The sequence below is a fragment of the Streptomyces sp. NPDC005151 genome, assembly GCF_053599875.1.
Genome location: NZ_JBSFYR010000021.1, coordinates 1 through 13,211, shown reverse-complemented (window position 1 = coordinate 13,211; position 13,211 = coordinate 1). Strand labels below are relative to the sequence as shown.

The 13,211-nt window shown below is 70.1% G+C and carries 10 protein-coding genes and 2 pseudogenes; 5 read left to right on the top strand and 7 right to left on the bottom strand.

Annotated features, from left to right (window positions below; all coding sequences use genetic code 11):
- Nucleotides 1–5: 5 nt before the first annotated feature.
- The 4 genes and pseudogenes from ACWD6R_RS14235 to ACWD6R_RS14220 all read right to left on the bottom strand — a co-directional run.
- Nucleotides 6–354: pseudogene (locus ACWD6R_RS14235) on the bottom strand (nucleotide disphospho-sugar-binding domain-containing protein); the annotation flags it as partial.
- A 16-nt stretch (nt 355–370) separates the two neighbouring features.
- A complete protein-coding gene (locus ACWD6R_RS14230; protein WP_451818942.1) occupies nt 371–1,678 on the bottom strand; it encodes an ABC transporter substrate-binding protein in 1,308 nt (435 codons plus the stop codon).
- Nucleotides 1,678–2,517, bottom strand: a complete 840-nt coding sequence (locus ACWD6R_RS14225; RefSeq protein WP_451818941.1) for a carbohydrate ABC transporter permease — start codon at nt 2,515–2,517, stop codon at nt 1,678–1,680. The genes ACWD6R_RS14230 and ACWD6R_RS14225 overlap by 1 nt, the downstream gene beginning before the upstream one ends.
- Nucleotides 2,514–3,452, bottom strand: a complete 939-nt coding sequence (locus ACWD6R_RS14220; protein ID WP_451819000.1) for a carbohydrate ABC transporter permease — start codon at nt 3,450–3,452, stop codon at nt 2,514–2,516. The genes ACWD6R_RS14225 and ACWD6R_RS14220 overlap by 4 nt, the downstream gene beginning before the upstream one ends.
- A 147-nt stretch (nt 3,453–3,599) precedes the next feature.
- Here ACWD6R_RS14220 and ACWD6R_RS14215 point away from each other — a divergent pair, with 147 nt between their 5' ends.
- The 3 genes and pseudogenes from ACWD6R_RS14215 to ACWD6R_RS14205 all read left to right on the top strand — a co-directional run.
- On the top strand, nt 3,600–4,466 hold the full coding sequence (locus tag ACWD6R_RS14215) for a phosphotransferase enzyme family protein (RefSeq protein ID WP_451818940.1): 867 nt from the start codon (nt 3,600–3,602) through the stop codon (nt 4,464–4,466).
- A 390-nt stretch (nt 4,467–4,856) separates the two neighbouring features.
- Nucleotides 4,857–5,369, top strand: a complete 513-nt coding sequence (locus ACWD6R_RS14210; RefSeq protein ID WP_451818939.1) for a hypothetical protein — start codon at nt 4,857–4,859, stop codon at nt 5,367–5,369.
- Between the two features lie 39 nt (nt 5,370–5,408).
- Nucleotides 5,409–5,657: pseudogene (locus tag ACWD6R_RS14205) on the top strand (DUF4333 domain-containing protein); the annotation flags it as partial.
- A 17-nt stretch (nt 5,658–5,674) separates the two neighbouring features.
- On the opposite strand, the gene ACWD6R_RS14200 reads toward ACWD6R_RS14205, so the two are convergent.
- Both ACWD6R_RS14200 and ACWD6R_RS14195 read right to left on the bottom strand, forming a co-directional pair.
- Nucleotides 5,675–6,415: an exonuclease domain-containing protein gene (locus tag ACWD6R_RS14200; RefSeq protein WP_451818938.1), complete on the bottom strand. Its 741-nt coding sequence runs from the start codon at nt 6,413–6,415 to the stop codon at nt 5,675–5,677.
- 77 nt (nt 6,416–6,492) lie between these two features.
- Nucleotides 6,493–7,725 carry an SAV2148 family HEPN domain-containing protein gene (locus ACWD6R_RS14195; protein WP_451818937.1) on the bottom strand — a complete coding sequence of 411 codons (1,233 nt, stop codon included), beginning with the start codon at nt 7,723–7,725 and terminating at the stop codon, nt 6,493–6,495.
- A gap of 541 nt (nt 7,726–8,266) precedes the next feature.
- Here ACWD6R_RS14195 and glgX point away from each other — a divergent pair.
- Nucleotides 8,267–10,420, top strand: coding sequence for a glycogen debranching protein GlgX (gene glgX / locus ACWD6R_RS14190; protein ID WP_451818936.1), 2,154 nt, complete (start codon nt 8,267–8,269; stop codon nt 10,418–10,420).
- Nucleotides 10,421–10,517: 97 nt separating this feature from the next.
- Nucleotides 10,518–12,908 (top strand): malto-oligosyltrehalose synthase, encoded by a 2,391-nt coding sequence (treY, locus tag ACWD6R_RS14185; RefSeq protein ID WP_451818935.1) that lies wholly within the window; start codon nt 10,518–10,520, stop codon nt 12,906–12,908.
- A gap of 72 nt (nt 12,909–12,980) precedes the next feature.
- Here the strand turns inward: treY and ACWD6R_RS14180 are convergent.
- On the bottom strand, nt 12,981–13,211 hold a 231-nt coding region (locus tag ACWD6R_RS14180; RefSeq protein ID WP_451818934.1), incomplete at its 5' end, for a zinc ribbon domain-containing protein.

The following is a 13,211-nucleotide window of genomic DNA, read 5'->3' as shown; positions in this document are numbered from 1 at the left end:
CCTGCTCAGGCGGGCAGTTCGGCTTCGATGAGGCCGGCTGCCCGCTTCGTGCCGCCCTCCCCCGCCCTATGCTCCCGTACCGCCGCCGCCTTCGCCGCCACCGCCGGGTCCCCGGTCAGCGCGAGCACGGCAGCGCGCAGCGCCTCCGGGGTCACCTCGGCCCTCGGCAGATGACGGGCGACGCCCAGCTCCTGCAGCATGTCGGCGTAGCCGAACCGGTCGACCGCCTGCGGGACGGCGACCATCGGGGTGCCGGTGGCGCGCCCCTCCTGGCTGCCGCCCGCACCCGCGTGGGTGATGAACGCGTCCGCCTGCTTGAGCACGGAGAGCCGCCGGCACCCAGGAGCGCACCTCCGGACCTCTTTCCCGGTCAGCGCTGATAGCGCGCCAGGACCCGGTTCCCGTCGTCGACCAGGCGTTTCTTCAGTTCGTCCCGTCCGATCGCCCCGCTGTAGTACTCCTGGAGTGCGGGCGTGGCGACCTTGTCCTTCCACTCGGGGTAGCCGCGCACCGACTGGGCGGGCGCCGGGCGCAGCCCCTTCGCGAGTGCGGCGCCGGTCGCCCAGCCGTTCTCGGCCGTGTGCAGAGCCGGGTCGGCGAGCGCCGCCGTGCCGGTCGGGAGCATCCAGTCCCCCTGCGCCAGGCGCACCATGTTCTCCGGGCGCAGCAGGAAGTCGATGAACTCCACGGCCTCCTTCTTGTGCGGGCTGGCCTCGGCGACGGAAAGGGTCTGCGGGCTCACACCCTGGGCGAGCCCGTCGCTGCCCGCAGGTGCGGGCAGCACGGTCCACTCGAAGCCCTTCGGGGCCTGCTCGACGACCTGCTGACGGTACGAGAAGCCCAGCGGAACCATCGCGTACCGGCCGCCGAACAGCCCCGGGAGGGTGTCGGAGCCTCCCATGCCGAGCGTGGTGCGGGCGGCGCTGTGGTCGGTGTTGACCTGGTCGCGGATGGTGTCGGGCATGACCTCGTCGCCCTCGTCGAGACGGATGGTCACCTTGCCGTCGGCGCCGCGGTGGAAGAGCCGGCCGCCGCTGGAGACTCCGAGGTTGAGGGTGACGGAGACCGGTTCCCGGAGCGGCCAGGCGACTCCGTACGCCGCCTTCCCTTCCCCCTTGCCTGTCAGTTCCTTGGTGACCTGGCGGAATTCGTCCCAGCTCCAGGGCTTCGCGGGGCTCGGGATCCGGACCCCGGAGGCCTTGAGGATCTTGGTGTTGGCGATCAGGACCCGGGGTTCCTGGAGGAACGGCACCCCGTAGACACCGTCGCTGAACGTTGCGGTCTGCCAGCTCTGCTGCGGGATGTCGGCGGCCAGCCGGCCGGGGAGCAGTGTGCGCAGGTCGGCGAGATAGCCGCCGTACGCGAAGTCGGCGAGGTCGTCGGAGGCGTCATGGATGACATCCGGTGCCTCGTCGCCCTCGAAGGAGGTGAGCAGCTGGTCGTGCACGCTGTCCCAGCTGCCCTGGACGTACTCGACCTGGATGTCGGGATGGCCCCCGTTCCACTCCTCGACCAGCTGCTTGTTGGCGTCGACGGACTCCTTCTGCCAGGCCAGCGACTGGAAGCGGAGCTTGATCTTCCCGCTGTTGTCCGTTCCGCCGCCGGCACCGCTGCAGCCGGTGAGGAGCAGAGTCAGTGCGGTGGCCGCGGCGGCTGCGGTACGCACGAATGCCCGCATCAGCTCTTCACCGCCCCGGCCAGCATGCCCCCGGTGATCCGGCGCTGGATGATCGCAAAGAGGACCAGCGAGGGCAGGGTGGCGAGGAACGCGGCGGCGGCGAGCGGCCCGAGTTCGGCCGCGCCCTCCGCGCCGAGGAAGTGGGTGAGTACGACCGGCAAGGTCTGCTTCTCCGGTGTCTTGAGCAGGACGAGCGCGAAGAAGAACTCGTTCCATGCGGTGATGAACGCGAAGAGTGCGGTGGCGACGATGCCGGGGGCCAGCAGCGGGACGGTAACCGAGACGAGTGTCCGCAGTCTTCCGGCGCCGTCGACCGAGGCGGCTTCCTCGAGTTCGGGTGGTACGGCGCGGACGTAGCCGACCAGCATCCACAGCGCGAACGGCAGCGCCCAGACGACGTACACCATGATCAGCCCCCAGAGGGTGTTGATCAGATGCAGATTCTTGAGGATCAGGAAGAGCGGAATGATCAGCAGAACGAAGGGGAACGCCTGGCTGACGACGACCCATCCGCTCGCGGCCGCCGTGAGCCCGGTGCGCTGCCGGGCCATCACATAGGCCATGGGCGTGGCGATGACGACGGCGATCAGAGCGGCGGAGACCGCGGCGACCAGCGAGTTGGCGGCGGCCTGCAGCAGGGGCTGCTCGTCGAAGGCCTGCCGGAAGTTGTCCAGGGTCGGATGCTCGGGGATCCAGGTGGGGTGCAGGGAACCCAGTTCGCGCGCCGGCTTGAAGGCGGTGGAGATCAGCCAGATGAACGGGAATGCCAGGAAGACGAGGTAGCCCAGGAGCGCGACGTACTGTCCGGCGCGGGCGGATCTGCTGGTCCGGAGACTCACTGGTCCTCGCCTCCCCTGAGCCGGCCGGCGAGGTGGACGGCAAGGACCACGGAGATCACCGCGACCATCACACAGCCCATCGCCGCGGCGTAGCCGAACTGGCCGTAGCGGAAGGCTTCCTCGTAGGCGAAGAGCATCGGCAGCCGGGTCCGGCCGCCGGGACCGCCGTTGGTCAGGACATAGACCAGGGCGAAGGAATTGAAGTTCCAGATGAAGTTGAGCGCGGTGATGGAGAGCGCGACCGGTCTGAGGGCCGGCCAGGTGACGGTACGGAACCGGCGCCAGGCACCCGCGCCGTCCAGGGCGGCCGCCTCGTGGAGTTCGTGCGGGGTGTTCTGGAGCCCGGCCAGAAGCGCGACGGTGGTCTGCGGCATGCCCGCCCAGACACCGACGACGATCACGGCGGGCAGTGCGGTGGCGAGTCCGGTCAGCCAGTCCCGGCCGTCGCCGAGCCCGAGATCGCGGATGGTCTCGTTGAGGACGCCCGCGTCCGGGTTGTAGACCAGCCGCCACATGATGCCGACGACCACTTCGGGCATGGCCCACGGGATGATCGCGAGGGCCCGCGCCAGCCAGCGCATCCGCAGGTTCTGGTTGAGCAGGAGGGCGAGGCCGAGGGCCAGGACGAACTGCGGGACGGTGACGCCGACCGCCCAGACGAGGCCGATCCGGAACGAGTCCCAGAAGAGGGCGTCGTGGAGCAGGTCCTGGAAGTTGAGCCCGCCGACCCACTGGGTGGAACGGGTGCGGCCGGACTGGGCGTCGGTGAACGCCAGCGCGATGCCGTAGAGCAGCGGGCCGACGCTGAGGATCAGGATCGGGATCAGGGCGGGCAGCACGAGGAACCACGTACCGACGTTCCGGTTGATCCGCGGGGCCGATCCACCCTGCTGTGACTGTGGGCTTCCGGGCGGGCCATGCCGCCCGGACTGCACCGTTGCATTCGCTAACGTCACGAATTCGACCCCCTTGCGTCATTGGATCGGTTTCACCCGGATCTGGCCGCTCAGGTTGCCCTCGCCATGGTGCTGACGGGTCGTCGGTTCGTCAAGGTCGCCTGCACAGATGCGAAAATCGGATCCATGAACGAGATGCGTGCGCGCGAGGTACTGACCGCTGCCGGACTGTCCGACGGCGCGGAGCTGCTCGCGCTGGGTGAGAACGCGGTGTTCGCCGTCGGCGGTCTGGTGGTCAAGGTCGGCCGGAACGCCGTGCAGAACCCGGAACTGCTGGATCGGGCCGAGCGCGAGGTGGCCGTCGCGGAGTGGCTCGCCGGATCGTCGGTCCCCGCGGTGCGGGCGGCTGAGCCGAAGGCGCGGCTGGTCGAGGGGCACCCGGTGACGGTCTGGCACCGGCTCCCCGACGCGGTACGTGCTGCCCAGCCGCGGGATCTGGCGCAGCTGCTCACCCTGGTCCACGCACTGCCCGCGCCGGAGGGCTTCACGCTGCCGCGGCGTGAGCTGCTCGGCGGGGTGGAGCGGTGGCTGCGGCTCGCGGGCGACGCGATCGATCCGGCCGACGCACAGTATCTGCGGGGACGGCGGGACGGATTCGCGGCGGCGGCTGCGGCGCTGGTACCGCATCTGGTGCCGGGGCCGATCCACGGAGACGCACTGCCGCGCAATGTCCATGTCGGTCCGGACGGGCCGGTGCTGGTGGACCTGGAGACGTTCTCCACGGATCTGCGCGAGCACGATCTGGTGGTGCTGGCGCTGTCCCGGGACCGGTACGGGTTGGCGGCGGAGGCGTACGACGGGTTCACGGACGCCTACGGGTGGGACGTCCGTGAGTGGGACGGGTGTGCGGTGTTGCGGGGGGCCCGGGAAACGGCGAGTTGCGCGTGGGTCGCGCAGCATGCGCCGGGGAATCCGGCGGCGCTGGCGGAGTTCCGGCGCAGGGTCGCGTCACTGCGTGAGGACGACCCCGAGGTGCACTGGTACCCCTTCTGAACGGCGCTTCCTGTAGCTCCGGAAGCGTTGGATACGCGCGACGGGTCACCCCCGCCCGCACCGCCCGCTCACGTCTCCCGTCGGCCCGTCGGCCCGTCGAACGGTCCTCGTGGGCGCTATGCACGTGGCCTGGCGAGGGGGCGGCACCGGGGCCCGGGGGGAGCCTGTCCGGGGCCCGGGGGGAGCCTGTCCGGGGCCCGGGGGGAGCCTGTCCGGGGCCCGATGATCCTCCGTACTATGCCTCTTGGCCGCGAGGCCGAACAGGTGCGAGTGCGACGGGGGTTGCCCATGGGATCCGGAGAAGGCGGCGAGCAGACGCTCGCGAGCTCACCGGTCGTGCGGAAACGGCCTGCCTTGCACCGACAATCCCACCCCTCATAGGTTGACTTCATGGGACTCTTCGACATGCTGACCGGAACCAAACGCCCCGAGGGCGGGGTCGCGCCACGCTCAGCTGAGGAGTTGCGGACAGCCCTGCTCAGCCTCAACCGGCCGGACGTCCCGTACGTCATCCGCGACGGCGCAGCGCATGACGCCGATCTGGTGGCGGAGTGGCGGATGGCCGAGCCCGCCTGGCACACCTTCTTCATCGAGTCCCAGCTGACGCGTGCCGTCCGGATCCGCATGCGTCTGGTCGAGGAGGGCCACGAGGTGCGTGCCATCGAGGAGCAGTGGGAGGTCACCCGCGTCGGGAATCCTCCGAGGCTCCAGACTTCGTCGGAGTACTCGCGCGGCGCGGACAGGACCGTCTCCCGCCGCTGGACGCTCAAACGCGGGGAAAACGGCCGCCTCGAAGCGACGGAGACGTTCCGCTTCGACAGCGCGGAGCTGCGCAACCCCCTGCAGAACGCCGCCCTCAAGTCGGGCTGGACCTGGCGCGGAGTGATCTTCGGTAAGCTGTGAGGTCGGCGGGGCCCGACTTGCCACCCCGGCCCCCGGCTTCCAAAGCTGTCTTCGGACAAGCTGGCCACCTCGCTCGCCGGCAAGCTCGCCTCCACGACGGGTCAGCCGAAGCCGGACATCACGTGCCCCGAGGACCTCGTCGGGAAGGTCGGCACCACTACCCGCTGCACGCTCACGGCGGACGACGGCAGCACCTTGGGCGTGTCGGTCACCGTCACGTCCGTCGACGGAGAGCAGATCCACTACGACTTCAAGGCCGACGACGCGGCTTCACCGGCTCCGAACTGACAACCCGTGGCGTCGGGTCACCCTCTCTCTTTTCCCCCCGCGGGCTCCCGCCTCCGGGGGATGAGCGGCCAGGCCGGTTCGACGACTGCCGCCGGATCCGCGGTGCGCCTCAGGTAGGCCTGCAGGGAGAGCGACTGCTCGGCTGCCGCGTGGACCTGAAGACCGTGCAGGTCCTCCAACGGCATCACTCCGACGGGCTGGTGCTTCTCCCCCATGCGCCGCACCACACGGGCAGCGGCCACTGCGTCCGCCCTCGCATCGTGCGCGTCGTCGAGCGGCACCCCGTAGTGAGCACACAGCGCGTGGAGGGCCCGCTTCCCCTTCCGGTACTTGTCGACATGCTTGTCGATCACCAACGGATCGATGACGGGCGACGGTGTTGTGCCCAGCCGCTCGCTGACCGACTCGACCGCGTACCTCCGGCACTCACGGTCGAGCAGCGACAGGTCATAGCGTGCGTTCATCACCACCAGAGGCGTCCCGGAGCGCAGCCCGTCGGCGACGGCCCGGGTGATCTCCTCGATCGCGGAAGCAGCCGGCACCCCGTGCTCGCGGGCGCGTTCCGTCGAGATGCCGTGGATCGCCGACGCCTGCTCGGGTATGGCCACACCGGGATCCAGCAGCCAGGTCCGCTCCTCCGAGACGGCTCCGTCCGCTTCGAGCCGCACGACCGCCGCTGTCACGATGCGGTCGTTCTCGACGTCCGTGCCCGTGGTCTCCAGGTCGAACGCCGACAACGGCCCACTGATCCAGCTCATCCCGTACCTCCTTCTGTGGTGCTTCCCCCAAGTGACGACCACCTTCGCACGCACCACTGACAACGCAGGAAGGGACGTCAGGAGACCGGCCGGGAGTCGGTCCACACGGACTCGAATTCCTCGCGGTACGTCTCGAACAGCCCGTGCTCGTTCTCCTGCCCCGCCCGGACCACCGCGCGCCCACCGCCCCGCAGCACCAGCACGGGTGCCTCCATGCCGCGTGCGCGCCGCAGATACGTCTGGACGACCCCGACCGCGTCCGACCCGTCGCCGTCCACCAGATAGGCCGTGAAGCGCGGCGTCTCGTCGAAGACGTGGATCTCGAACGCGCCCGGATCACGGAGTTTGGAGCGGACCCGGCGCATGTGGAGGATGTTCATCTCCACCGACCGGCTCAGCTCGCCCTTCTTGAGCCCGAGTTCCCGCTCACGCCGCTTGACCGCGCTGCTCGCCGGGTTGATGAACAGCAGCCGGATCCGGCAGCCCGATTCGGCGAGCCGGACCAGCCGGCGGCCGGAGAAGTTCTGCACCAGCAGATTGAGGCCGATGCCGATCGCGTCGAGGCGGCGCGAACCGCCGAAAAGGTCCTCGGCGGGCAGCTGGCGCTGCAGCCGGACCCGGTCGGAGTGGACGGAGACCACATCCGCGTACCGGTCGCCGACCAGTTCCTCGACGGCGTCGACCGGCAGCCGGTCCGCGGACGGCACCGCGGCGCCGCTGCCCAGAATCTCCAGGAGGCGCGCCGAGGCGCGCTCGGCCTGGGCGAGGACCGCCTCGTTCAGCGCACGGTTGCGGGAGACGACATTGCGGGCGACCTCCAGTTCATCGAGTGCCAGCTCGACATCGCGCCGGTCGTCGAAGTACGGCTCGAAGCAGGGCCAGTGCTGGACCATCAGCTCCCGCAGCTGCGGGAGTGTGAGGAAGCTGAGCACGTTGTCGTCGGCCGGGTCGAGCAGATAGCCCTTGCGGCGGGAGACCTCGCGCACGGCGACGGCGCGTTGCACCCATTCCTGTCCGGCGGGCCCCGCGGCGGCCACCACCCAGTCCTCGCCGTGCACCGGCTCGTAAATCGGCCGCAGCACCGCGGCGACCACGGAGCGCAGCCGCTGTTCCACGAGATTCAGCCAAATATAGGCACGCCCGGCCCGCTGGGCCCGGGTCCGGACCTCGCTCCAGGCTTCCGCGCCCCAGCCCAGTTCGGCACCGATCTCCATGGGCTGCGCAAGCGATACCGCCCCGGGCGGGGCGTCGACGGATTCCCCCTTGTGACCTGGGTCACCTGGGGGCAGCTCGAACCCTCCCGAGCTCAACCGCGCACCGCCTTCCGCTCCCCCACCAACGATCAAGGAAGGGTACTCCGGGAGCGGGAGCCGGTGCAGCCGGATGGACAGGCTCCTTTCTCAACTCCCCCAACCGTCAGGCGCGTTCCCTGCGGCAAGTTCTGCCGTAGTGAGCTGATTCATAGTGATTGAGCACCCCATCAAGGGCCGCATTCCGGACGTGTGCCCCGGTCAGGTTCTCGGATTCCGGTTCCGGGCGACACGGAGAGGCCCGATGTTGACCGGTCCGGCGGACGTGGCCGACCGGACCGTGCCACGTCCCAGTGCCCCTCCCGGCAAGCTCTTCCCCGTCGCACCGTCCGGCACGCCCGCTCGCCGCGTTGGCCAAAAGCCCTGGTAGCTACGCTGCAAGGACGTCCGGCCGCCTTGCGATCGCACGCACCGGACGACGCTCCATGGGGCAAACATCGCCGGTCACGGCACGGGGTGCGGGGCACTCTTTCGGGGAAGATCTGGCCGGGTCGGTCCCAAGTGCCCCAGCACCCGGATCAGAAGTGGAAGAGTCATATCTATGCAGGTCTGGCCGGGACAGGCGTATCCCCTCGGTGCCACGTACGACGGCGTCGGCACCAACTTCGCGGTCTTCTCCGAGGCCGCCGACCGAATCGAGTTGTGCCTGCTGCATGACGACGGTTCCGAGACGGCGGTGGAGCTGAGGGAGACCGATGCCTTCGTCCGCCATGCCTATCTGCCCGGGGTGATGCCCGGTCAGCGGTACGGATTCCGGGTGCACGGGCCGTACGAGCCGCAGCGCGGAGCCCGCTGCAACTCGGCGAAACTTCTCCTCGACCCGTACGCGCGGGCGGTCTCCGGGCAGATCCGGTGGGGCGAGGCGGTGTACGGCTATCCGTTCGGCCGGCCCGACGCGCGCAACGATCTGGACTCGGCGCCGCACACCATGAGCTCGGTGGTGGTCAACCCGTACTTCGACTGGGGCGACGACCGGCGACCCCGTACGGACTACCACCGCACGGTGATCTACGAGGCCCATGTGAAGGGTCTGACGATGCTCCATCCGGGGCTGCCGAAGGAACTGCGCGGTACGTACGCGGCGCTGGCGCACCCGGAGGTCATCGCGCATCTGACGGAGCTCGGGGTCACGGCGATCGAGCTGATGCCGGTGCACCAGTTCGTTCAGGACCACCGGCTGGTGGACGCGGGGCTCGCCAACTACTGGGGCTACAACACCATCGGTTTCTTCGCCCCGCACAACGCGTACGCCTCCCGCGGCGACCGCGGAGAGCAGGTGAGCGAGTTCAAGCAGGCTGTACGGGCACTGCACCAGGCGGGCGTCGAGGTCATCCTCGACGTGGTCTACAACCACACCGCGGAGGGCAACCACCTGGGACCGACGCTGTCCTTCCGAGGGCTCGACAACGCCTCGTACTACCGCCTCGCGGATGATCAGCAGTACTACATGGACACCACGGGGACCGGGAACTCGCTGCTGATGAGGTCCCCGCACGTGCTGCAGCTGATCATGGACTCGCTGCGGTACTGGGTGACCGAGATGCATGTGGACGGCTTCCGCTTCGATCTCGCGGCCACGCTGGCCCGGCAGTTCCACGAGGTGGACCGGCTGTCGTCGTTCTTCGACCTGGTGCAGCAGGACCCGGTGGTCAGCCAGGTGAAACTGATCGCCGAGCCGTGGGACGTCGGCGAGGGCGGTTACCAGGTGGGAAACTTCCCGCCGCTGTGGACCGAGTGGAACGGCAAGTACCGGGACACGGTCCGGGACCTGTGGCGGGGCGAGCCGCGGACCCTCGCCGAATTCGCCGGGCGCCTGACGGGGTCCTCGGACCTGTACCAGGACGACGGCCGGCGCCCGCTCGCCTCGATCAACTTCGCCACCTGCCACGACGGCTTCACGCTGCACGACCTGGTCTCGTACAACGACAAGCACAACGACGCGAACGGCGAGGACAACCAGGACGGCGAGAGCCACAACCGGTCGTGGAACTGCGGCGTGGAGGGCGAGACGGACCAGCCGGAGGTGCTGGAGCTGCGTGAGCGGCAGATGCGGAACTTCGTCGCCACGCTGATGCTGTCCCAGGGGGTGCCGATGCTGAGTCACGGCGACGAGTTCGCGCGGACGCAGCACGGCAACAACAACGCGTACTGCCAGGACAACGAGCTGTCATGGGTGCACTGGCCGGAGCCTCGCAAAGCCGGTACGGAGGATGACGAGGGGGACGGCCAGGAGTCCCGCAGCAGCCTGCTGGAGTTCACCCGGGCGATGGTCTGGCTCCGCCGCGACCACCCGGTCTTCCGGCGCCGCCGGTTCTTCCACGGGCGGCCGGTGGAGGGCACGCACGACGAACTGACGGACATCGCCTGGTTCACGCCCGAGGGAGGTGAGATGACACAGCGGGACTGGCAGGCGGCGCATGCCAAGGCGCTGACGGTCTTCCTGAACGGGCACGCCATCTCGGAGCCGGGCCCGCGGGGCGAGCGGATCTCCGACGACTCGTTCCTGCTGATGTTCAATGCGAGCGCCGACACGCTGGAATTCGCCGTTCCGGTGAACCATGGCCGGCAGTGGTCGGTGGTGGTCGACACGGCCCGCCCGGACGGGGTGCAGCCGGGAGCGGGCCCGAAGGTGTCTGCGGGTGACCGGGTGAAGCTGGTGGGGCAGAGCATGGCGGTGCTGCAGCGGCCGGCGTAGTCGTCGGGGCAGCACGCCCAAGGGGGCGACCCCTCGTCCGGATGGATCGGCCGGATGCCGTGTCACAGTCGGCTCCAGGCTGGGTACGTACGTTCGCATGACGCCCACCGCCACGTACCGGCTCCAGCTCCAGCCGGACTTCCCGTTCTCGGCCGCCGGACACGCGGTGCCGTATCTCGCCGCGCTCGGCGTCTCCCATCTTCACCTGTCGCCGGTCCTCGAAGCCGTGCCCGGCTCCAGACACGGCTACGACGTGGTCGACCACAGCCGTGTCCGGGCCGAGCTCGGTGGTGAGGAGGGGCTGCGGCAGCTGGCGGCTACGGCGCGGGAGCACGGACTCGGGCTGGTGCTGGACATCGTGCCGAACCACATGGCCGCCGTCCCGCGCCACAACCGGGCGCTGTGGGAGGTCCTCCGCGAGGGCCCGGACTCGCCGTACGCCCGCTGGTTCGACATCGACTGGGCGGCGGGCGACGGGCGGGTGCTGCTGCCGGTGCTCGCCGGGCGGATCGGCAACGAGATGGAACGGTTCCAGGTGGACGGGGAGGTGCTGCGCCACGGCGAGCAGGAGTTCCCGCTCCGGGCCGGCACCGCCGGTCTTCCGCTGCCGAAGCTGCTGGACGCCCAGCACTACCGGCTCGGCTGGTGGCGGCTGGCCCGTACCGAGCAGAACTACCGGCGGTTCTTCACCATCTCGGACCTCATCGGGGTCCGGGTGGAGGACCCCGAGGTGTTCGCGGCCACCCACGGCAAGATCCTCGAACTGGTCCGGGACGGTGTCGTCGACGGACTGCGTATCGACCATCCCGACGGGCTCGCCGACCCCGCCGGCTATCTGGAGCGGCTCGACGAGGCGACCGGCGGGCGGTGGACGGTCGTGGAGAAGATCCTCACCGGTACCGAGCCGCTGCCCGCGGGCTGGGCCGTCGCGGGGACGACGGGGTACGACGCGCTGCACCGGATCGACGGGCTGTTCACCGATCCGATGGGCGCCACCGAGCTGCTCGGCCGGTACCGGGAGTTCGCCGGCCCGGCCGGGGACCGCGGCGGCTACTGGTCGACGACGGTCCGTCGGGCCGCGTACCGGGTGGTGACGCATGAACTGGCCGCGGAGACCGCGCTGCTGACCCGCCTCGCCGTACGCATCTGCGCCGAGGACCCCGCACTGCGCGACCACGCCCCGTGGGCGCTGCGCACCGCCGTCGATGAACTGCTCGTCCGTGTCCCGGTCTACCGCCCGTACGTCACGGCTGGCGGGCCCTGCACCGAGGCGGCGGAGGCGGCGCTGCCGGACACGGCCGTACGGGACGCCAGGGCGTTGTTCTCCGTGCCCGAGGAGGCGACGGCCGTCGCTGTCGTGCGGGACCTGGCGCTGGGGCGGCTCGGTGACGGGCCGGACCGGGCGGCATTCTGCGCCCGGTTCGCGCAGACCGCGTCGGCGCTGCGGGCCAAGTCGGTCGAGGACACGGCCTTCTACCGGTACGTGCCGCTGATCTCGGCGACCGAGGTGGGCGGTGATCCCGGGTGCCCCGCGGTGGCTCCGGAGGAGTTCCATGCCTTCTGCACCCGGCTGGCGCGCGACTGGCCCGCCACCGGCACCGCGCTGACCACGCACGACACCAAGCGCAGCGCGGATGTGCGGGCCCGGATCGCGGTCCTGTCGGAGTGTCCGCAGCAGTGGTCGGAGCTGCTGACGGAGCTGGCGCGGGCAGCCCCGAATGCGGTCGCGCCCGATCCGCAGCTGGCCTGGCAGGCCTGGCAGACAGCGTTCGGCTGCGCGGGGCTGCCCGCCGATGAGATGGCGGGCCGTCTCGAACCCGCACTGTTGAAAGCCGTACGGGAAGCGGACCTGTTCACCAGCTGGACGGAGCCCGATCCGGTCTACGAGCGGGCGGTGTCGGACTTCGTCGCGGCCGGTCCAGCCGCCGGCACCGGGCCGGCACGGGAGGCGTTGCAGCGGTTTGCGGCCTCCCTCGAACCCTTCACCCGGGCCAACGCGCTCGGCGCGGCCCTGGTACAGCTGACGATGCCAGGGGTGCCGGACCTGTACCAGGGGACGGAGCAGGAGTACGTGGCACTGGTCGACCCGGACAACCGGCAACCGTTCCGCCGCCCGCCCGAGGACGGTCCCGTCAGCGAGAAGGCAGCGCTCACGGTTGCGGCACTGCGACTGCGGCGGAATCGGCCGGAGCTCTTCGGCGAGTCGGGGACGTACACCCCGCTGACCGCGCAGGGCCCGGCGGCCGCGCACTGTCTGGCCTTCTGCCGCTCCGGCGAGGTCGTCACGGCGGTGACCAGGCTGTCGCTGCGGCTGGCCGGGGCGGGCGGCTGGCGCGGGACGACGCTCGCGCTGCCGGGCGACGGGCCGTGGACGGATCTGCTCACGCCGGGACGGGAGTTCCCGGGCGGTCCGGTCGCGATGGCCGCGTTGTTCGCCGAGCGACCGGTGGCGCTGCTCCGTGCCTGTCGGTCAACTACCCGGGAATGAATTCCCGGGCTTGCTGCTCGGGTCGTCGATGGCTTCGGCGAGGCCCGGCTGCGTCCAGCCACCTTGGATGTCTTACGCGAGGAGCGTGAGTTCCGGGATGGCAGGGGCCGTTGACGGGGCCCCGCAGACCCACGTCCACCAGCCGCGGGCGGCGATGTTGTGGGACGAGTTCAGGTCCGCGTGCTCAACGAAGCCACAGACCTGGCACGCGAACACGGCCTGAGCAGGCCGGTTACGCTTGTCGATGTGGTGACACTGGGAACATTCCTGGCTGGTGTACGCCGGATCGACATACACCACCGG